Raw genomic sequence first — 17,519 nt, 5'->3', positions numbered from 1 at the left:
AGCGACGAAGTGCCAGCCGCGCAAGAGGCCGCCGCCCACACCCGCCGGCGGCAGTCACTCACTCGCTCAGCGGCAGCAGGCGGAATTCCTTGACCATGTCCAGCGTGCACAACATGTCGGCCAGGGCGCCGGCACGGCTGGCCCGGTCCGCCCGGATGACCATGCGGTACTCGAAGAAGCCGGCGACGCCGTCCAGGCGGTAGTTGAGGTTGGCGATGGTGAAGCCGAAGTTCGCCAGCATCCGCCGCATCTCGACTTCGTCCATCTTCGCATGGCGGTCGAAGCGCACCACGAAGTTGGCATAGAACTGTGACGGTATGCGGTTCTCGATCCAGCGGAACACCGACAAGGTGCCCAAGGTCAGCACGGTGCTCAGCAAGGCCGGCAAGTAGAAGCCCACGCCCACCAGCACGCCGATGGCAGCAGTGATCCAGATCGAGGCGGCGGTGGTCAGCCCGCGCACCGACAGGCCGTCCTTCATGATGGTGCCGGCCCCCAGGAAGCCGATGCCGGTCATGATGCCCTGCGCCATGCGGGTCGGGTCCATCGTCACGGCGGTGTGGTGCAGCTCGGGGAACCAGCGTTCCTGGTAGACCGTGACCAGCATCAGCAGGCAGGTGGAGAGGCAGACCAGCGCATGGGTGCGGAAACCGGCGGGCCGGCCGTGGTAGCTGCGCTCCAGGCCGATGGCCGCGCCCACCGCAAGCGCCGCCACCAGGCGCATGGCAATGGCCTGGTGGGTGGGGTCGGTGAACAGCGCGTGCCAGTCCATGGGGAGGAAGCCTGTGATGTTTGTTTTTCGTGGGCGGCCGCTGGAGACACGCCGGCTTACATGTCTCCGGAAAGGAGCAGCTGCCGTGCCTGCACGCCCGATGATCGGCCTGCCGGCAGCCGGACGCCAGCCTCGGTCACGGCGCCCGCCCTCAGGCAAGCGGCATCAGGAGCAGCTACAGGTGCGCAGTGCCCGGCTTCTGCGTATGGCACCCCATCGGGTTGAACCGCCCGCCGGCAGCCTTGCTGGCGCTCAACCTGGGTAATTGGGCTGCCCCGGCTCCACCGGTGCGGCCGGCAGGCCCAGCAGTTCACGCAGGCGCATGGCGTCGAAGGGAGCGCGGACCTTGATGTCGTTGTCGAAATAGCAGTAAACATCGCGCCCGGGTGCCCCGGCCGGCGGCACCGGCGAGATGAGGCGGGCATCGTCGGGCTGCGTGCCACGGCTCCAGGCAGCGATGCGGCGTGCCCAGCGCGCCAGCGCCGCTTCGCCATAGCCACTGGCATACAGTTCCTTGTCGCCATGCAGCCTGATATAGATGAAGTCGCTCGTCACGTCTTCCTTGAACGGCCAGCGCCCTGCCGTGTCGGCCACCACCAATGCAATGTCATGGCGCCGGAGCAGGGCAACGAAGGCGGGATCCACGAAGCTCTCGTGGCGCACCTCCACCGCATGCCGCAGGCGCATGCCGGGCGGGGCCTGCAGGCAGTCGCGCCCGTCCATGAAGGCCTCGCGCCGGCTGGCAATGGCCATGGCCTGTTCGGTGTCGCGCGGCAGGCCGGCAAAGAAGGCGTCCAGCCGCTCGGCATCGAAGGGCATGGACGGCGGCAGCTGCCACAGCAGCGGCCCCAGCTTCTCGCGCAATTCGAACAGGCCCGAGGCGAAGAAATTCGCGATCGCCACGTCGATGTTGCGCAGGCGCAGCACATGGGTCAGGTAGCGCGGTCCCTTGACGGCGAAGACAAAACCGCGCGGGGTCTGCTCATGCCAGTGCCGGTAGTCTTCCGGCCGCAGCAGGGAATAGAAGGAGCCGTTCAACTCGATGCTCTGCAGGCGCCGTGAGGCATGGGCCAGTTCATCCCGCTGGCGCAGTCCCTCGGGATAGAACACGCCGCGCCACGGTTCATAGCGCCAGCCTGAAATGCCGATGTAGATGCCGCTCATGCAGGCCCGTGAGCAAGAACGGTGCGCGGCCCGCCGGCAAGCGACGAACTGGCGGCCCGCGGCAGCGCTGTTCCGGGGATCACCGCGCCGCGCGCTTCCTAGACTGGAGTCTGCAGCGCACCCTGCGCCCGAAAGAATCAAGATGACTGTTGTCCCTGTTCAACTGACGCTCGACTGGGAATCCGGAGAAGGCCGCATCGAGGTGGACGCTGCCTTCTCGGCGACCCATGCCCGCTTCCGTCGCGACGTGCTGGCCGACTGGCAGGACGAGATTGCGCTGCTCATCGAGCAGGCCGAAGCCGAGCTCGACCCGGGCCGGGCCGAGCAGGAAATCGCCGAGCAGCGCCAGCGCAACCTGCAGCGCCGCCGGCTGTGCGAAGAGCTGGCCGGCCTCACCATCGAGCTGGCCGAGCCGCTGGTCAACGGTGACGTGCTGCTGCACCTCTCCGACGGCCACAGCGTGGTGCTCTATGCCTACGAGGAAGACGTGAAGCTCGAAAGCGTCGATCCCGGCCGGGCGCGCCTGCATGCGCAAAAAGCCTGTGCCGGCGATGTCTATGTGCGCGAGGACCTGCCAAGCCCCGGCGCAGCCGAGCCCACCCCGCCGCGGCTCGCCAGCTGAAGCGAAGGCCGCCGCCCGGCGGCCTGTGTCCCCGTCCTGTCCTGCTGCCCGCCTGCGCTGTGGCGATCTGCCACAGGCCGCCGCGCGGGTGTGCCATAGCGCACCACGGCCCGCCGCGTCTGTCGGTGTTTGCCCGCATCGCGCGCCCCCAGGAAGCGCCCCGCTCCCCGGTTCAGCCTCCTGGCACGACCCTCGCTGTGCAGGGGTCGATGGCTGGTGCCATTCCGCGCCGCCGCACGCCAACCCGTCCCACAGGCGCACCCCGAGGAGACAACGATGGACATGCTCGAACCCGGCCGCTTCGGCTTCCCGATCGACTTCAAGAAGCGCTACGCCAACTACATCGGCGGCCGCTGGGTGGAGCCGGTCGCCGGCCAGTACTTCGAGAACGTCACGCCGGTCACCGGCAAGGCCTTCTGCGAGGTGCCGCGCTCCAATGCCGAGGACATCGAGCGCGCGCTCGACGCCGCCCATGCCGCGCGTGCGGCCTGGGGCCGCGCTAGCGCCACCGAGCGGGCCGGGGTGCTGCTGCGCATCGCCGACCGCATGGAACAGAACCTGGAGCTGCTGGCCACCGCCGAAACCTGGGACAACGGCAAGCCCATCCGCGAGACGCTGGCGGCGGACGTGCCGCTGGCCATCGACCACTTCCGCTATTTCGCCTCCTGCGTGCGAGCGCAGGAAGGCTCCATCGGCGAGGTTGACCACCAGACCTGCGCCTACCACTTCCACGAGCCCCTGGGCGTGGTGGGCCAGATCATCCCCTGGAACTTCCCGCTGCTGATGGCGGCCTGGAAGCTGGCACCGGCGCTGGCCGCCGGCAACTGCGTGGTGCTCAAGCCGGCAGAGCAGACACCGGTCTCGATCCTGGTGTGGCTGGAGCTGGTCGGAGACCTGCTGCCGCCCGGCGTGCTCAATGTGGTCAACGGCTTCGGGCTGGAAGCCGGCAAGCCGCTCGCCTCCAGCAAGCGCATCGCCAAGATCGCCTTCACCGGCGAGACCACCACCGGCCGCCTCATCATGCAGTACGCCAGCCAGAACCTGATTCCGGTAACGCTGGAACTGGGCGGCAAGTCACCCAACATCTTCTTCGAGGATGTCTGCGCCCGCGACGACGGCTTCCTGGACAAGGCCATCGAAGGCTTCGTGATGTTCGCGCTCAACCAGGGCGAGGTCTGTACCTGCCCGTCGCGGGCGCTGATCCACGAATCCATCTACGACCGCTTCATGGAACGCGCGCTGCAGCGGGTGGCCACCATCCGCCAGGGCAACCCGCTGGACAAGGCGACGATGATCGGGGCGCAGGCGTCCAGCGAGCAGCTGGAGAAGATCCTCAGCTACCTCGACCTGGGCCGCCAGGAAGGCGCCCAATGCCTCATCGGCGGCGAACGCAACCTGCTGGCCGGTGACCTGGAAGGCGGCTACTACATCAAGCCGACCGTCTTCAAGGGCCACAACAAGATGCGCATCTTCCAGGAAGAGATCTTCGGCCCGGTGGTGTCGGTCACGACCTTCAAGGACGAGGAAGAAGCGCTCGCCATCGCCAACGACACGCTCTATGGTCTGGGCGCCGGCGTCTGGACGCGGGACATGAACACCGCCTTCCGCATGGGCCGGGCCATCCAGGCCGGCCGCGTCTGGACCAACTGCTACCACGCCTACCCGGCCCATGCGGCCTTCGGTGGCTACAAGCAGTCGGGCATCGGCCGCGAGACGCACAAGATGATGCTCGACCACTACCAGCAGACCAAGAACCTGTTGGTCAGCTATGGCGAGCAGCCCCTGGGCTTCTTTTGAGCAGGCCGGGGCGGCCCCGGGCAGTGCCCGGGCCGCCTTGCATGGCAGGCGCTGCGCAGCACGGAGGTCATCGATGAACGACGTCGCCCCGGTTCCCCAGGTGAGCGCCACCCCGGCCGCGCTCGCCCTCATCGAGCGGCTGGCGCAGCAGCACGGGCCCCTGATGTTCCACCAGTCCGGCGGCTGCTGCGACGGCAGTGCGCCAATGTGCTTTCCTGCTGGCGAGTTGCAGCTCGGCGAGCAGGACCGGCTGCTCGGCCACCTCGGCGGCACGCCCTTCTACATCAGCGAATCGCAGTACGCGTATTGGTGCCACACCCAATTGATCATCGACGTGGTGCCCGGGCGCGGCGGCATGTTCTCGCTCGAAGGTCCACTGGGGCTGCGCTTCCTGACCCGCTCGCGCCTCTATGACGACCATGAGCTGCAATGGCTCAAGGCACAGGGCCACCTGTGACAAGCCCCAGTACTACATCGCCACAGTTTGTGCCTCCCGGCTCCTGACTCCTTTCGACCTCAAGCAATCACTGCAGGGCTGAGGGATCTCCCTGAGGCCTCGAGCAGCCATTTGTTCCATAACGGTACACAGCCACAGAGGGCGCGAAACAAAGCGCTCATCGCTGGATTTGCCCTGTTTTTGTGCCTAGCATGAGGACGCCGCGCGCCCGCCGCCACGCCGGCGGGATGCAAATCAGGAGACAACCGCGAAAGCGGAACATAAGGAGAGGCGCACGATGCCTACCCCCAACGACGGCAGCCCACACGGCTTGCGCGACCTTGCGCGCGCCTGCACCACGCCCGCCGGAGCCCCCTACCCCCTGCCCTACCCGGCCCACCAGGAAACCATCCTGCGCTCACACGAGCGCTGCGAAGCCCTGGGCCTCAGGCGCAACCAGCCCCCCGACCTGACGCCGCTCACGAGAAGTGAGCTGGCGGTGGTGCGCGAGCGCAATCACCGCCTGCTGATGCATGCGGTACCGGTGATGGAGCACCTGCTGGAGCAGACCCGTGCCACGCGCAGCATCGTCGTGCTCAGCGACACCCAGGGCACCGTGCTGCACACCGTGGGCCCGGACGATTTCCTGCAGCGTGCCAGCAAGGTCGCGCTGGCACCGGGGGCCAACTGGTCGGAGCCGGCCAAGGGCACCAACGCGGTCGGCACGGCGCTGGTCACCGAGGCGCCCAGCGTGGTGCACGGGGCTGAACACTTCCTGCATGCCAACGACTTCCTCACCTGCTCGGCAGTGCCCATCCTCGACCCGCGTGGCGAGGTGCTGGGTGTGCTCGACGTCAGTGGCGATCGCGGCTCCTACCATCCTCACACGCTCAGCCTGGTGAAGATGTCGGTGCGCATGATCGAGAACCACCTGCTCGGCGCCGACCATGGCGATGCGCTGCGGCTGCACTTCCACGCCAGAGCCGAATACATCGACACGCTGATGGAAGGCATCCTGGCCATCGACCGCGAAGGCCGCGTGCTGGCAGCCAACCACAGTGCGCTCCAGCTGCTCGGCATGAGCGGCGCCGCGGTGCGCATGAACAGCGTGGTGGGCCTGTTCGGCGTGTCGGTCAACACGCTGCTGGACCATTTCCGCTCCGCGGTGGCGGCGCCCCTCAAGCTGTGCTGCAACGACGGCCAGCAGGTGTTCCTGCAAGCGCGCTGCACCTGGACCGGCTGGTCGCGCCTGTTCGCCGCCAGCAGCGCCCTCACCGACGAACCCACCACTGCCTCGCCCGGCAGCCCGCTGCGCATCGAGGAGCCGGCCCATCCCGATGCCGAACCCCGCACCGCATTGCAAGGCCTGCACAGCGGTGACGCGCAGATGGCATCGGTGGTCGGCAAGATCCAGCGGGTGCTGGACCGCGACATTCCCATCCTCATCCTTGGCGAGACCGGCACCGGCAAGGAATTGCTGGCGCGGGCCATCCACCAGGACAGTGCCCGTGCCGCCGGCCCCTTCGTGGCGGTGAACTGCGCCTCGCTGCCCGAGACCCTCATCGAGGCCGAGCTGTTCGGCTACGAGGAAGGCGCCTTCACCGGTGCCCGCCGCAAGGGCTCGCCCGGCAAGATCGCGCAGGCCCATGGCGGCACGCTGTTCCTCGACGAAATCGGCGACATGCCGCTGCCGCTGCAGGCCCGGCTGCTGCGCGTGCTGCAGGAGCGCCAGGTGACGCCGCTGGGCAGTTGCCGCGCCACCGCGGTCGACGTGATGGTGATCAGCGCCACCCACTGCCGCCTGCAGGAGATGATCGAGCGGCAGTGCTTCCGCGAGGACCTCTACTACCGGCTCAATGGCCTGGCCGTGCGCCTGCCGGCGCTGCGCGAGCGCAGCGACCTGATGCGCATCGTGCAGAAGCTGCTGCGCACCGAGTGCAAGGGCCGGGTGCCGGCCCTCGATGCGGAGGTCACCCGCCTGGTGCTGCGCTACCGCTGGCCCGGCAACATCCGCCAGCTGGTGAACGTGCTGCGCACCGCCGCGGTGATGGCGGCCGGCGAGCCACTGATCACCCGCGCCCACCTGCCGGACGACTTCCTCGACGACGCCCAGCGCGGTGCCACCTCGGCGCCGTGGGTTCCGCCCGCGCCGCCCGAGACCGAGCCGGGCAACAGTGCCAGCACCACGCTGGAGGAGCTCGAGCTGCAGGCGATCCGGCGTGGCATCGAGGAAGCGGGCGGCAACATCTCGGTGGCGTCACGCCGGCTGGGCATCAGCCGCAACACCATCTACCGCAAGCTGCGCTGGCGCACGCCGGAGCACAGCTAGGCGGCAGAACCGGCGACCGGCACCCGGCGCCTAGCGCCGGGCGGCCGCGGCGGCGCCTGCCGGCAGCCAGCGGTAGTGCCCCGTGATGGGGTAGGCGAACAGCAGGTCGTCTTCCCGGGTGCCCTGGCCGATGTTGTGCAGCACGAGCGGCCGCCCGTCGACCGAGCGCGACGAGACGATGCCAATGTGCGGCAGGTTGCCCGGCAGCCGCCAGGTGACGAGGTCACCGGGCTGGTAGTGCGCCCCGTCCCGGCTCGGCGGCAATGCGGCGCCGCGCCGCGTGAAGAAGACCTGCAGGTTGGGCACCCGGCGGTGATCGATGTTGGGATCGGGCCGCTTCAGCCCCCAGCTGTGCGGATAGGCCGACCAGGCCGCCTTCATGTCCTCGTGCACCAGCTGCTGCAGGTCGATGCCAAGCTGGCGATAGGCCCGCACCACCACGTCGGTGCAGACGCCTGTATGCAGCGGCACGTCGCCGCCCGGATACGGCATGCGGCGATAGGCGCCGTCGTACTGCACGGTGACGCCCACCTGCCGGCGCGCGGCCTCCACCAACGCGCCCGGCTGCGTGACGGCCCAGGACGGGCCTGCCAGCAGCGCCGACAATATCGCCGCCCGCATGCCAACGCCCCCTGGCGCCGCTGCCCGCGTTGCGACTCGCGCTACCCGGGCCACGCCACGCAGCAGCACACCGGTGAAGCCCGATGCCGCGGCGACCAAGGGCGCCTCTCTGTCCTCAAGCGCTGCCCGGTGTCGTGCCCACGCCCTCTTCTTCGGCTGCCGCATGGCCGCCCCTCCCATGTTGTCTTGGTTCTCCGCGATGCGCGCCGCCCTGGGCAGCGCGCATCGCGGCTCAAGGCCGCGTGCGCCCGCCCTCGCCGCGGCACAGCCGCAGGTTGGTGCGGGCCGCGCGCACCGGCCCCAGGTAGCTGTCTTCCATCACCGGCGACACCCATTCCTCGCGCAGTGCAGCGTCGCTCTTGGCGGCGTCTGCGGCCAGCGGCTCCAGGGTCTTCAGGCAGGCCGCCAGGTCGCCCAGCTTGTACTGCGTCAACGCCAGGTCGTTGCGAATCCAGTGGGTGTCCACCCAGCCCAGCGTGGCACTGCAATCGGCCAGCAGCGACTCCAGCCGCGCACGCGCCTGCGCATGGCGGCCCGCCTTGTAGTGGCGCGTGGCCTCGGCGCGGCTGCGCCCCACCTCGGACAGCGTGCAACCGGCGGCGGGCTTCAGGTACAGCCCCTCGAAACGGGCGCGTGCGCCGCACCACTGCCGGCAGGCGTCGGCATCGTCATGGGCGATCGCCACGCCCCGGCCTTGCAGCCGGGCAGTGGCATGGCAGGGCGGCTCGTCAGCGTCACTGCCGTCGATGTGCAGGCGGCCATCGGGCAGGATCTCGCCGCCCAGCTCGCAGACGTGCGCGTTGCCGCCTTCGGTCTGCAGCTCGAAGCGCTGGCGACCCTGCGTGCCGGGCCGCACCGTGAGCTGGCCCCAACCGTGCTCGGTGAGGTATTCGCCGGGCGCAATGGCCGGGGCCGCCTGCGCCATGCCGGCAGCCAGCGCCAGCAGCCCGGCCGCCAGGGCCTTCAGCCGGATCAGCCGCGGGCTCATGCGCGCCGCTCCCGCAGTTGCCGGCGGGCTTCCATCAATGCAAAGCCCAGCAGGTTCAGCCCGGGCCACTTCGCCGGTGCCGCCGCATCGGGATCGGTGGCCGCCAGCCCGATGCCCCAGACACTGTCCACCGGGCTGGCTTCCACCAGCACCCGCTCCCCGGTGCCCAGCAGGTAGTCGGCCAGCGCCGGGTGTTGCCCGAACTTCTCGACATTGGCCTGCACCACGATGGCAAAGCGCTGCCGCGTCCACACCGCCTCGTCGAAACCGCGCACCTGACGGCCCAACTTCTTCGCTTCGGCGGGCGTACCGGCCGCGAGGATGGCGCCTGCGATCTCCGCATCGCCGAAGAGGCGCGCCTTGGCCACCATCATGAAGTGCTCGGCGCTTCGGTAAGGGTCGCCGTCGACTTCGAAGGGCGCCTCCCACCACTGGCTGAGGCAGCCCTTGCCGATGCCGCCGCCGGCGGCGCTGCGGTGGCCCCAGAAGAACAGGTAGTCAGGATGCAGGCCGGCGGCCAGCTGCTGCAGCAGGTCTTGCCGGCTGCGAATCGGGGAAAAGGAAGCCATGAGTGAGAGGGTCGGGTGCCCGGCGGGCTGGAGAAGGCCTGCGCGGCCGCTTGCTTGACCGGCTCAGGCCGGGCGGTTGTGCACCACGTGCGGCAAGGTGCCGTCACCATAGGTGCGCAGCACTTGCGAGACGATGACCTGGTAGCCGTCGAGCCAGCGTCCCTGGGCCGCCTTGGCCCGCAGGTGCTCGGGATGGCGCATCAGCGCCTGCAGCCCGACCTCCGACGACCAGTAGTACACGTTGGCAATGCGCCCCGTCGCCGGGTCCTCCCAGCTCTCTTCGCCCAGGTAGCCGTCGGAATGGCGCGCCACCTCGGCAATGGCTTGGTCGAGCTGGTGGAACTCTTCGTCGAACTGCTTCTTGCGAAAGATGAAGGTGGCGGAATACATCGTGTGTCGGAACCGGAGAGCGGACGGCCTGGCGGGCTGCAAGCGTCCCATGCACGGCTCGCCTTGCCTATCCTCAGAAAGGGGGGGATGGAATGCGGCCGCCTCAGGACGCGTCGTGGACGCGGTCGTCGCGGTGGGCGGCCAGCGACTGCGAGAGTCCGCGTGTGATCTTCACCATGTCCGCCTCGCTGCGCTGCAGGCCATAGACGGTGAGCGGGAAGTCCAGCGGCTGCTGCAGCGCCCAGATGCGCTCATGCTCGCCGGGCGGCAGCAGCTCGGCCGGCTCGCCGACCGCCACCCACCCGATGGGCACCGTGGTGCCCGCGGGCAGCTGCGTCTTCAGGTGGACGACGGCATGGATGCGCACCTCGCTGCCACGGCCGACCTGGGCTGCATGGAAGATCGCCGCACCGGTGGCGACGAACACCTCGTCTTCCAGCGTGCAGCCCACCACATGCGCCTGCGGACCCACCAGGCAATGGTTGCCCACCACCAGTGAATGCCGGGCGGTGCTGCGCAGCACTGCGTTCTCCATCACGATGGTGTTCTCGCCGATCTCGATCGAGCCGCCCTCGGCCACCACCTGGGCCCCGAAGAGGATGCGGCAGCCGGCACCGATGCGCACGTCGCCGCAGACGACGGCGTTGGGCGCCACGTAGGCAGCGGGATGGATGCGCGGCGACAAGCCGGCGTGGGTGATCAGCATGGGCGGACTCCCGGGCAGCGCGAGGCGAAAGGGTGCCAAGGATAAGCAATATTCGCTTGCATGGCGCGCCCTTCTGCCGCAAGCGGCAGGCGCCGAGCGACGAGCCCGCCAAGGCCGGCTGCCGCCGCCGGTCGCTCAGGCGGCGTAGCCGACGTAGGGCACCTTGCCGGACCAGAAGTCGGTGAGGCTCTGCCACCAACGCTGGCCTTCGCTGCCGAGGTGGCGGCGGAAGTGGTCGGCATCGGCTCCGTCGCTGGACCATACGTTCTGCACGCCCTCGAGCACGCCGATGGTGGCGAACTCGCGGACGGCTTGCGAGCCGTCGCGGAAGGCCCGCTCCAGGCAGGCCGCCACTGCCTCGAAGCAGGAGGCGTCGCCAGCCTTGCACAGCGACAGCAGGTGGTGGGCAAAGGCGCTCGCCGCGATGTACAGCAGGGTGTGGCCATGGGCACGCTGGTGCTCCAACCACTCCGGGGCGAACGAGGGGCAGGCCTGCGCGAGCAGCGCCATCACCTCCTGCGGCTGATGCAGCACCGGTGCCGGCGCCTCCGAGAACAAGGCGAAGTCGGACGGCAAGGGCAGCGCGGCACCCCGCACAGAGGCAGCGCCGGCCCGCGTGGCACGGAACTGGATGTCTTGAACCGCTTGTGTCATGGCGAATGTGATCCTTTCACAGCTTCATCATGCACTTGTGCATCTTGCGACAATGGGATCACGCGCTTCTATTGCATTTTTCACAGAGTTGTATCTGTAGCCGCGCCGCACCGTGTCAGGCTGGCACGACCCGGGTCGCATGCTGGAGCAGCAGGGGTCCGGGGCCTCAGGGCATCCACCAATACATGAGGTAGGCAGGCACCTCGCGAGCGAGGGAGTAGGCATCGCGCCACTCGACATACCGTGCATGGGCCGAGCCGATGCGCGGCACGCCGGCCTTCTGCAGCGCCAGCCGGGTGCGCGCCACGTGGAAGTACTGCGAGGCGACGAGCGCGGAGGTGAGCCCGTGCCGCTGCAGGTAGCGGGCGGTGAAGCGGGCAGTGGCTGCGGTGTTGACGCCCTGGTTGTCCTGCACGATGGCCGCTGCCGGCACGCCCTGCGCCACCAGGTAGCGGGCCATCGCTGCGGCCTCGTCATGCCCCTCCCGGCCGATGCCGCCGCTGACCAGCAGCCGCGGCGCCCGGCCTTGACGGTACAGCAGCAACGCTGCATCCAGCCTCGCCTTCAGTCGCGGGCCCGGATGGCCGTCAGGCGCGACCGTGTTGCCGGGCACGACGATGAGATCCGCCGGGAAGACCTCGTCGTCGAGGCCCCGCACGACGATCGCAGCCGCGGCCAGCGCATAGGCGCTGGCCGCGGCGACCAGCAGTCGCCACAGCCACCGGCGGCCCGGGGTGGCCAGGCGTGGCAAGGGCGAGCCAGCATCACTGTGGCGGGGAGGTGAACGGCGGGTCATTCGTGGTGGAGGGTGGGAACAAGGCCATGGAGACAAGCTGCCGGCTGGATGCCGCGCTGCAAGGGGCGCCGAGGCCTCGCTGGATCGTCGCGCCGCCCGTATACTGTATGAACATACAGGTTAGATTTCTCATGCTCGACGCTTGCCCTTCGGTCCGGCCTTCCCTGCCCGCGCAGCCTTCGCTGCTGGATGCCGGAGCGCCGGGCCGCAGCATACGCAGGCGGCGCCTGCGCGTCCACCCTTCGCGCAGGGCCCACCGCGCGGGCACCGGCTGGCACCGGGTGGCGGGCCGGGCCGGGCGCCGGCACTAGCGACGCGCCCCGGCAGTACCCCTCATGGACCGCTACATCGCCCACCTCGACATGGACGCCTTCTATGCGTCGGTGGAACTGCTGCGCTACCCCGACCTGCGCGGCCGCCCGGTGGTCATCGGCGGCGGACGGCGCCACCAGCCGGTGCAACGGGACGACGGCAGCCGCGAGTATGCGGTGCTGCGCAGCTATGTCGGGCGCGGCGTCATTACCACCGCCACCTATGAGGCGCGCGCGCTGGGTGTCCATTCGGGGATGGGCTTGATGAAGGCCGCCGCGCTCGCCCCCGACGCGGTCCTGCTGCCGGTGGACTTCGACGAGTACCGTCGCTATTCGCGGCTCTTCAAGGCCGCGGTGGCTGAAGTCGCTCCCCACATCGAGGACCGCGGCATCGACGAGATCTACATCGACCTGAGCGAGCTGCCCGGGGTGCGCGACGCCGTCGGCGACGACGCGCTGGGCGGGGTGCGGGCCCTGGCCGCGGCCATCAAGGCCAGCGTGCGCCGCGCCACCGGGCTGAGCTGCTCGATCGCGGTGACGCCCAACAAGCTGCTGTCCAAACTGGGCTCCGACCTCGACAAGCCCGACGGCCTCACCCTGCTGCGCACCGAAGACCTGCCCACCCGCATCTGGCCCTTGCCGGCCAAGCGCATCAACGGCATCGGCCCGAAAGCCAGCGAGAAGCTGCAGGCCCTTGGCATCCAGACCATCGGCCAGCTGGCGGCGGCTGATCCGCAATGGCTCATCAGCCAGTTCGGCGCCAGCTACGGTGCCTGGCTGCATGAAGCCGCCCACGGGCGCGACACCCGGCCGGTGGTCACCTACAGCGAGCCCAAGTCGCTCAGCCGAGAGACCACCTTCGACCGTGACCTGCATGCGCGCCACGACCGCGAGCAACTGAGCGCCATCTTCACCCGGCTCTGCGAACAGGTGGCCGACGACCTGGTGCGCAAGGGCTATGTCGGCAAGACCATCGGCCTGAAGCTGCGCTTCGACAACTTCAAGACCGTCACCCGCGACCTGACGCTGCCGCGCCACACGCAGGATGCACGCGCCATCCGCCAGGCGGCCGGGCTCTGCCTCAAGCGCGTGCCGCTGGAGCGGCGCCTGCGCCTGCTGGGCGTTCGGGTGGGCTCGCTGTGCCGGCCCGGTGAACTGCCCACGGCCGAGGTGGCCGAGGTGCCGGCCGACGAGGCGGCGGCGCCCCGCACCCCCTATACCCTGCCGCTGTTCTGAGGGCCGCGGACGATCGATCCGCTAGCATTCGGCCATGCCCGCCCCGCCCCACCTGCGCCTGCCATCGCTCGACGGACTGCGCGCCTTCGAGGCGGCCGCCCGCCTCGGCACTTTCGAGCGGGCGGCCCAGGAGCTGAGCATCACCGCCAGCGCCGTCAGCAAGCGGGTGACCACGGTGGAAGAATTGCTGGCCACCCAGCTGCTGCTGCGCCATGGCAAGAGCCTGGCGCCGACGGCCGCCGGCAAGGAATACCTCGATCAGGTGCGCGCCGCCCTGGGCCTGCTGGCCGCAGTGCCGCTGCACCGGCGCATGGGCCGCCACAGCGAGCGCCTGCGCGTCTGCGCACCTCCCACCTTTGCTCGCCAGGTGCTGGTGCCCGGGCTCGACAGCTACACCCGGGCGCATCCCGAGGTCGAGCTCGAAGTGGTGCTGAGCATCCCCTACCTCGAGCAAACCGCGGGCGATGCGCATGTGGAGGTCCGCAACGGCGATGCCGCAGCGGCCGGCGGCACGGTGCTGATGCACGACATCGTCATACCCATGGCGTCCCCCGCGCTGCTGCAGCGCTTGCCGCCGCTGCGCGAGCCCGCCGACCTGCTTCACGCACCGCTGCTGCGCACGCCGCTGCAGGCCTGGCTGCCGTGGTTTCGTGCCGCCGCGCTGGACTGGCCCGAACCGGCGCACGGCCCCAAGCTGGTGGACCTTGGCCTGCTGCTGGAGGCCGCCATCGCCGGCCAGGGCGTGGCCCTCATGCGACCCAGCCTGGCCCGCCAGGCACTGGCCGGCGGCATGCTGCAAGCGCTGTTCGGGCTGTCGACGCCGGCCGACCATCCCTACTACCTGCTGCCGCATGCCGGCAGCGGCACAGCGGCGGACTTCGCCGCCTGGCTGCAAGGCTGGTGCGCCGAGGTGGTCGCCGAAGGGGAGGAACTTCTTTCGCGTCACACCCGAGAAACTTTCCGCACCGGGCGCGCCACCCAGGCCTAGCATGGCGAGCGCGGCCGATCGAGCCGCACAGGAGACCCGCATGCCCCCCGTGATCACCAACATCGAAGACCTGCGCCAGCTGGCGCGCAAGCGAGTGCCGCGCGCCATCTTCGACTACGTCGACCGCGGCTCCTACGACGAGCTCACCCTGCGCGCCAACAAGGCCGACCTCGACGCCATCGCGCTGCGCCAGCGGGTGGCCATCAATGTGGAGCACCGCTCCACCGCCACCACGCTGCTCGGCGAGCCGGCGCGCATGCCGGTGGCGATTGCGCCCACCGGCCTCACCGGCCTCAACTGGGGTGACGGCGAGATGCTCGCCGCCCGGGCGGCCGAACGCTTCGGCGTGCCCTTCACGCTCAGCACGATGTCGATCTGCTCGATCGAGGACGTCGCCAGCGTCGTGCAGCGGCCCTTCTGGTTCCAGCTCTATGTGATGCGCGACCGCGGTTTCGCCGCCTCGCTGATCGAGCGGGCCAAGGCCGCCCGCTGTTCGGCCCTGGTGCTGACGCTGGACTTGCAGATCCAGGGCCAACGCCATCGTGACATCAAGAACGGCCTGTCGGTGCCCCCCCGCCTGACCCTGGCCAACCTGCTCGACATCGCCAGCAAGCCGGCCTGGGCGCTGCGGGTGCTGGGCGGGCGACGCAAGACCTTCGGCAACCTCGAAGGCCACGTCAGGGGCGCCGATTCGCTCAGCACGCTGAGCCAGTGGATCGCCGGGCAGTTCGACCCCACGCTGAGCTGGGCCGATGTGGAGTGGGTGCGTGGCCTGTGGGGCGGCAAGCTCATCCTCAAGGGCATCCTCGACGCCGAGGATGCCCGGTTGGCAGCCGCGGCCGGCTGCGATGCCATCGTGGTGAGCAACCACGGCGGGCGCCAGCTGGACGGCGCCCTGTCCAGCATCCGGGCGCTGCCCGAGATCGCCGACGCGGTCGGCGACCGCACCGAGCTGTTGTTCGATGGCGGCGTGCGCTCGGGCCAGGACGTGCTGAAGGCGGTGGCCCTCGGCGCCCGCGGCTGCATGATCGGGCGCGCCTTCCTCTACGGCCTGGGCGCCATGGGCGAGGCCGGCGTCACCCGTGTGCTGGAGATCCTGCGCAACGAGCTGGACGTCAGCATGGCGCTCACCGGCACGCGCGACATCCTCGAGGCCTCGCCTGCCCTGCTGCGCCTGCCCGGCGAAACGGCCCGCGGCGCGGGCCCGGTGCGGCGCGTCGCCTGAACCCGCGGCGGGCCGCCCGGCTGCCGCTCCTGCCCTGCGACGGGCCGCGCCCACAGCCTCGAGCACCACGGCCGGGTGACAGGCCGGTGCGCATCGCCGTCCGCCGGCCATGCCGTGCCGCCCGGTAGCCGCGACGAGCGTGCGCCGTGCAGCCGTCCAGCCGCATCCAGCGGTGGCTGCGGGCACGCCTGGCACGCACCGCATGCCGTCGGCCCTGAACCGGCACCCCTCCGCCGCGCCGGCCCTCGCCCCTCCATGCGACACCTCATCGGGTGTGCTGCCCGGCGTGCATCACACAAAGTGAAACCGGCGCACGGGCCAGGCTGCTTAGATTGGCCGCCATGCCTGCGGCCGGACGGCCGCCCCATCGGCGGCGTTCCGGACAGGCGGTTCATCGAGGGGTTCCTGATGCTGCTGCGACACCGGGGCTGCTGCCCGCCCGCCCCGCACACCGACCGCGCTGGTGCAAAGACGCCCAACGGCCGGGCCCCCGGCCGCCACCGCGGCCGAGCTGCCCGGCGCGTCGACCGGTTGTTGCGGGCTGACGGGCTTCATCCCGGACAGAAGTGGCGACCGCCACCCACCGCTGCTCGCGGGCCAGGCGGCGCGGCCTCCCGCCCGGCCAGCGACGCGCACCGCCCGACGGCGGCCCGCCCCCGGCTGGGCGACTGCGCGACCGAGGCCTGCGCCAGCGGATGCAGAATGCGCAGCCTCGACGCGGCCCGTTCTCGCGTGCCGCACGCCGCCCTACCGCTTGCCAGCCCCCTGCGGACCCGACCGATGATGCTGCCCGTCCCGCTGCCTGCCCCTGACCCGTTGCCGCCACCCGCCTTCCCGCCCGGGCTGCCAGGAGGCCGCCGATGATTGCGTCGGCCGCCTGGCGTGCGCCGGTCGCGCCGTTGTTGTGCCTTGGCGCCTATGCCCTGGGCCTGGCGCGCGGGCCATGGCCCTTGCTCGCGGCCAGCCTGTTCGGCCTCCTGCTGTACGCCTCCCAGGCGGCCTCCCGCCGGGTGGCGCCGTGGGCGTTCGCGGCCGCCGGCGCAGTGATGCTGGCGCTAGCCCTCGGCGCAGTGCCGGGCTTCAGCCGGCTGGACCTGGGACCGGTCACGGTCAATACCGCCAAGGCGCTGGGAGGACTCGCCGCGGCGGTGATGCTGCCCTCAGCATGGCGCTGGAATCGCGCCTGTACGCTGACGGCGGCTGCCTGCCTGATCGGCGTCCCGGCCCTGGCCTGGGCGGTGGGGCAGGTGCGGTGGGCACCGACGGGGCCGGCCTTGCTCGCCGTCTTTGCCGCGGGCAACCTGTTCGGCACCCTCGCCGAGGAATGGTTCTTCCGCCGCTGGGTGCAGACCCCTTTGCAGCGCCTGGGCAGCGTCGTGGCCGTGGTGCTGACGGCGGTGCTGTTCGGCCTCGCCCACCTGGGCGCAGGTCAGACCTTCGCGCTGCTGGCCGGCGTTGCCGGCCTGGGCTATGCGGCGGTGTTCCAGCTCAGCGGCGGCAGCGTCTGGGCCGCCGTGGCGGTGCACCTGGCCCTCAACGTGTTGCGCGTGGGCCTCTTCGGCCATTGATTCCGGGGGGCTGGCAAGGCTTGCAGGTGCTGACGCCAAACTTACAATGGCGGCCGAGAGCTTCCCATGACCCTGCACCAACTTCACCTCATCAAGCGCTGGCACCAGGCGCACAAGGCCGACCGCCCGATCGAATACCACGTTTACGATCTCGTGCTCACCGCCTGGATCCTCGGCTGGGCCGGCGCGCCGGCGGCGCTGTTGCTTGGCGAGACACTGCCGTTATTCGCCTGCGGCCTGCTTTTTCTGGTGCCGGCCTTCTACGTCACCATCCGCTGGCGCCTGCATGTGCGCGGCCGCCTGCGCTGCGACTGGCTGAATGTGATCGAGACTGCCCGCGCCTGAGC

18 protein-coding genes are annotated in these 17,519 nt (G+C 70.1%); 9 read left to right on the top strand and 9 right to left on the bottom strand.

Going from position 1 to position 17,519, the window contains the following annotated elements:
• Nucleotides 1-58: 58 nt before the first annotated feature.
• Nucleotides 59-772: an MgtC/SapB family protein gene (locus tag N7L95_RS21655; RefSeq protein WP_301257318.1), complete on the bottom strand. Its 714-nt coding sequence runs from the start codon at nucleotides 770-772 to the stop codon at nucleotides 59-61.
• 252 nt (nucleotides 773-1,024) lie between these two features.
• A complete protein-coding gene (locus N7L95_RS21650; RefSeq protein ID WP_301257317.1) occupies nucleotides 1,025-1,936 on the bottom strand; it encodes a DUF72 domain-containing protein in 912 nt (303 codons plus the stop codon).
• A gap of 142 nt (nucleotides 1,937-2,078) precedes the next feature.
• On the opposite strand from N7L95_RS21650, the gene N7L95_RS21645 reads away from it, so the two are divergent.
• The 4 genes from N7L95_RS21645 to N7L95_RS21630 all read left to right on the top strand — a co-directional run bounded on the left by N7L95_RS21645 (nucleotide 2,079) and on the right by N7L95_RS21630 (nucleotide 7,120).
• Nucleotides 2,079-2,558, top strand: a complete 480-nt coding sequence (locus N7L95_RS21645) for a hypothetical protein (RefSeq protein WP_301257316.1) — start codon at nucleotides 2,079-2,081, stop codon at nucleotides 2,556-2,558.
• Between the two features lie 276 nt (nucleotides 2,559-2,834).
• Nucleotides 2,835-4,355 (top strand): aldehyde dehydrogenase, encoded by a 1,521-nt coding sequence (adh, locus tag N7L95_RS21640; protein ID WP_301257315.1) that lies wholly within the window; start codon nucleotides 2,835-2,837, stop codon nucleotides 4,353-4,355.
• A gap of 73 nt (nucleotides 4,356-4,428) precedes the next feature.
• Entirely contained in the window at nucleotides 4,429-4,812 is a 384-nt protein-coding gene (locus N7L95_RS21635; protein WP_301257314.1) for a DUF779 domain-containing protein, read from the top strand.
• A 277-nt stretch (nucleotides 4,813-5,089) separates the two neighbouring features.
• The gene (locus N7L95_RS21630) at nucleotides 5,090-7,120 is read left to right on the top strand and encodes a sigma-54-dependent Fis family transcriptional regulator (RefSeq protein ID WP_301257313.1); all 2,031 of its coding nucleotides are present in this window, start codon (nucleotides 5,090-5,092) and stop codon (nucleotides 7,118-7,120) included.
• A gap of 30 nt (nucleotides 7,121-7,150) precedes the next feature.
• On the opposite strand, the gene N7L95_RS21625 is transcribed toward N7L95_RS21630, so the two are convergent.
• The 7 genes from N7L95_RS21625 to N7L95_RS21595 all read right to left on the bottom strand — a co-directional run bounded on the left by N7L95_RS21625 (nucleotide 7,151) and on the right by N7L95_RS21595 (nucleotide 11,799).
• Complete coding sequence (locus tag N7L95_RS21625; protein WP_301257312.1) at nucleotides 7,151-7,741, bottom strand: DUF1287 domain-containing protein; 591 nt, start codon at nucleotides 7,739-7,741, stop codon at nucleotides 7,151-7,153.
• A gap of 232 nt (nucleotides 7,742-7,973) precedes the next feature.
• Complete coding sequence (locus tag N7L95_RS21620; RefSeq protein ID WP_301257311.1) at nucleotides 7,974-8,729, bottom strand: hypothetical protein; 756 nt, start codon at nucleotides 8,727-8,729, stop codon at nucleotides 7,974-7,976.
• Nucleotides 8,726-9,298 carry a riboflavin biosynthesis intermediates N-glycosidase gene (ybiA, locus tag N7L95_RS21615; protein WP_301257310.1) on the bottom strand — a complete coding sequence of 191 codons (573 nt, stop codon included), beginning with the start codon at nucleotides 9,296-9,298 and terminating at the stop codon, nucleotides 8,726-8,728. Before ybiA ends, N7L95_RS21620 begins: the two co-directional genes overlap by 4 nt.
• Nucleotides 9,299-9,361: 63 nt before the next feature.
• On the bottom strand, nucleotides 9,362-9,688 hold the full coding sequence (locus N7L95_RS21610) for an antibiotic biosynthesis monooxygenase family protein (protein WP_301257309.1): 327 nt from the start codon (nucleotides 9,686-9,688) through the stop codon (nucleotides 9,362-9,364).
• Between the two features lie 103 nt (nucleotides 9,689-9,791).
• Entirely contained in the window at nucleotides 9,792-10,394 is a 603-nt protein-coding gene (locus N7L95_RS21605; RefSeq protein WP_301257308.1) for a gamma carbonic anhydrase family protein, read from the bottom strand.
• Between the two features lie 135 nt (nucleotides 10,395-10,529).
• On the bottom strand, nucleotides 10,530-11,048 hold the full coding sequence (locus N7L95_RS21600; protein ID WP_301257307.1) for a DUF7674 family protein: 519 nt from the start codon (nucleotides 11,046-11,048) through the stop codon (nucleotides 10,530-10,532).
• A 166-nt stretch (nucleotides 11,049-11,214) separates the two neighbouring features.
• Nucleotides 11,215-11,799: a YdcF family protein gene (locus tag N7L95_RS21595; RefSeq protein ID WP_301257306.1), complete on the bottom strand. Its 585-nt coding sequence runs from the start codon at nucleotides 11,797-11,799 to the stop codon at nucleotides 11,215-11,217.
• A gap of 380 nt (nucleotides 11,800-12,179) precedes the next feature.
• Between N7L95_RS21595 and dinB the strand changes: the two genes are divergently transcribed.
• From dinB to N7L95_RS21570, 5 genes are all read left to right on the top strand, one after another.
• Nucleotides 12,180-13,391 (top strand): DNA polymerase IV, encoded by a 1,212-nt coding sequence (gene dinB, locus N7L95_RS21590; RefSeq protein ID WP_301257305.1) that lies wholly within the window; start codon nucleotides 12,180-12,182, stop codon nucleotides 13,389-13,391.
• A 34-nt stretch (nucleotides 13,392-13,425) separates the two neighbouring features.
• The gene (locus N7L95_RS21585) at nucleotides 13,426-14,379 is read left to right on the top strand and encodes a LysR substrate-binding domain-containing protein (protein WP_301257304.1); all 954 of its coding nucleotides are present in this window, start codon (nucleotides 13,426-13,428) and stop codon (nucleotides 14,377-14,379) included.
• Nucleotides 14,380-14,419: 40 nt separating this feature from the next.
• A complete protein-coding gene (locus N7L95_RS21580; protein WP_301257303.1) occupies nucleotides 14,420-15,604 on the top strand; it encodes an alpha-hydroxy acid oxidase in 1,185 nt (394 codons plus the stop codon).
• 860 nt (nucleotides 15,605-16,464) lie between these two features.
• Nucleotides 16,465-17,172 carry a CPBP family intramembrane glutamic endopeptidase gene (locus tag N7L95_RS21575; protein ID WP_301257302.1) on the top strand — a complete coding sequence of 236 codons (708 nt, stop codon included), beginning with the start codon at nucleotides 16,465-16,467 and terminating at the stop codon, nucleotides 17,170-17,172.
• Between the two features lie 66 nt (nucleotides 17,173-17,238).
• A complete protein-coding gene (locus N7L95_RS21570; RefSeq protein WP_301257301.1) occupies nucleotides 17,239-17,517 on the top strand; it encodes a hypothetical protein in 279 nt (92 codons plus the stop codon).
• The last annotated feature ends 2 nt before the right edge of the window (nucleotides 17,518-17,519 follow it).

The sequence above is a fragment of the Eleftheria terrae genome (genome assembly GCF_030419005.1).
Taxonomy (GTDB): domain Bacteria; phylum Pseudomonadota; class Gammaproteobacteria; order Burkholderiales; family Burkholderiaceae_C; genus Caldimonas; species Caldimonas terrae.
Note: the sequence above shows the minus strand (reverse complement) of the source record. Positions and strands in the feature narration are given on the sequence as shown.

Excerpts from the sequence above, each read along its gene's own strand:
- N7L95_RS21655 (WP_301257318.1), bottom strand. The coding sequence starts at position 772 with ATGGACTGGCACGCGCTGTTCACCGACCCCACCCACCAGGCCATTGCC.
- N7L95_RS21650 (WP_301257317.1), bottom strand. The coding sequence starts at position 1,936 with ATGAGCGGCATCTACATCGGCATTTCAGGCTGGCGCTATGAACCGTGG.
- N7L95_RS21645 (WP_301257316.1), top strand. The coding sequence starts at position 2,079 with ATGACTGTTGTCCCTGTTCAACTGACGCTCGACTGGGAATCCGGAGAA.
- adh (WP_301257315.1), top strand. The coding sequence starts at position 2,835 with ATGGACATGCTCGAACCCGGCCGCTTCGGCTTCCCGATCGACTTCAAG.
- N7L95_RS21635 (WP_301257314.1), top strand. The coding sequence starts at position 4,429 with ATGAACGACGTCGCCCCGGTTCCCCAGGTGAGCGCCACCCCGGCCGCG.
- N7L95_RS21630 (WP_301257313.1), top strand. The coding sequence starts at position 5,090 with ATGCCTACCCCCAACGACGGCAGCCCACACGGCTTGCGCGACCTTGCG.
- N7L95_RS21625 (WP_301257312.1), bottom strand. The coding sequence starts at position 7,741 with ATGCGGGCGGCGATATTGTCGGCGCTGCTGGCAGGCCCGTCCTGGGCC.
- N7L95_RS21620 (WP_301257311.1), bottom strand. The coding sequence starts at position 8,729 with ATGAGCCCGCGGCTGATCCGGCTGAAGGCCCTGGCGGCCGGGCTGCTG.
- ybiA (WP_301257310.1), bottom strand. The coding sequence starts at position 9,298 with ATGGCTTCCTTTTCCCCGATTCGCAGCCGGCAAGACCTGCTGCAGCAG.
- N7L95_RS21610 (WP_301257309.1), bottom strand. The coding sequence starts at position 9,688 with ATGTATTCCGCCACCTTCATCTTTCGCAAGAAGCAGTTCGACGAAGAG.
- N7L95_RS21605 (WP_301257308.1), bottom strand. The coding sequence starts at position 10,394 with ATGCTGATCACCCACGCCGGCTTGTCGCCGCGCATCCATCCCGCTGCC.
- N7L95_RS21600 (WP_301257307.1), bottom strand. The coding sequence starts at position 11,048 with ATGACACAAGCGGTTCAAGACATCCAGTTCCGTGCCACGCGGGCCGGC.
- dinB (WP_301257305.1), top strand. The coding sequence starts at position 12,180 with ATGGACCGCTACATCGCCCACCTCGACATGGACGCCTTCTATGCGTCG.
- N7L95_RS21585 (WP_301257304.1), top strand. The coding sequence starts at position 13,426 with ATGCCCGCCCCGCCCCACCTGCGCCTGCCATCGCTCGACGGACTGCGC.
- N7L95_RS21580 (WP_301257303.1), top strand. The coding sequence starts at position 14,420 with ATGCCCCCCGTGATCACCAACATCGAAGACCTGCGCCAGCTGGCGCGC.
- N7L95_RS21575 (WP_301257302.1), top strand. The coding sequence starts at position 16,465 with ATGATTGCGTCGGCCGCCTGGCGTGCGCCGGTCGCGCCGTTGTTGTGC.
- N7L95_RS21570 (WP_301257301.1), top strand. The coding sequence starts at position 17,239 with ATGACCCTGCACCAACTTCACCTCATCAAGCGCTGGCACCAGGCGCAC.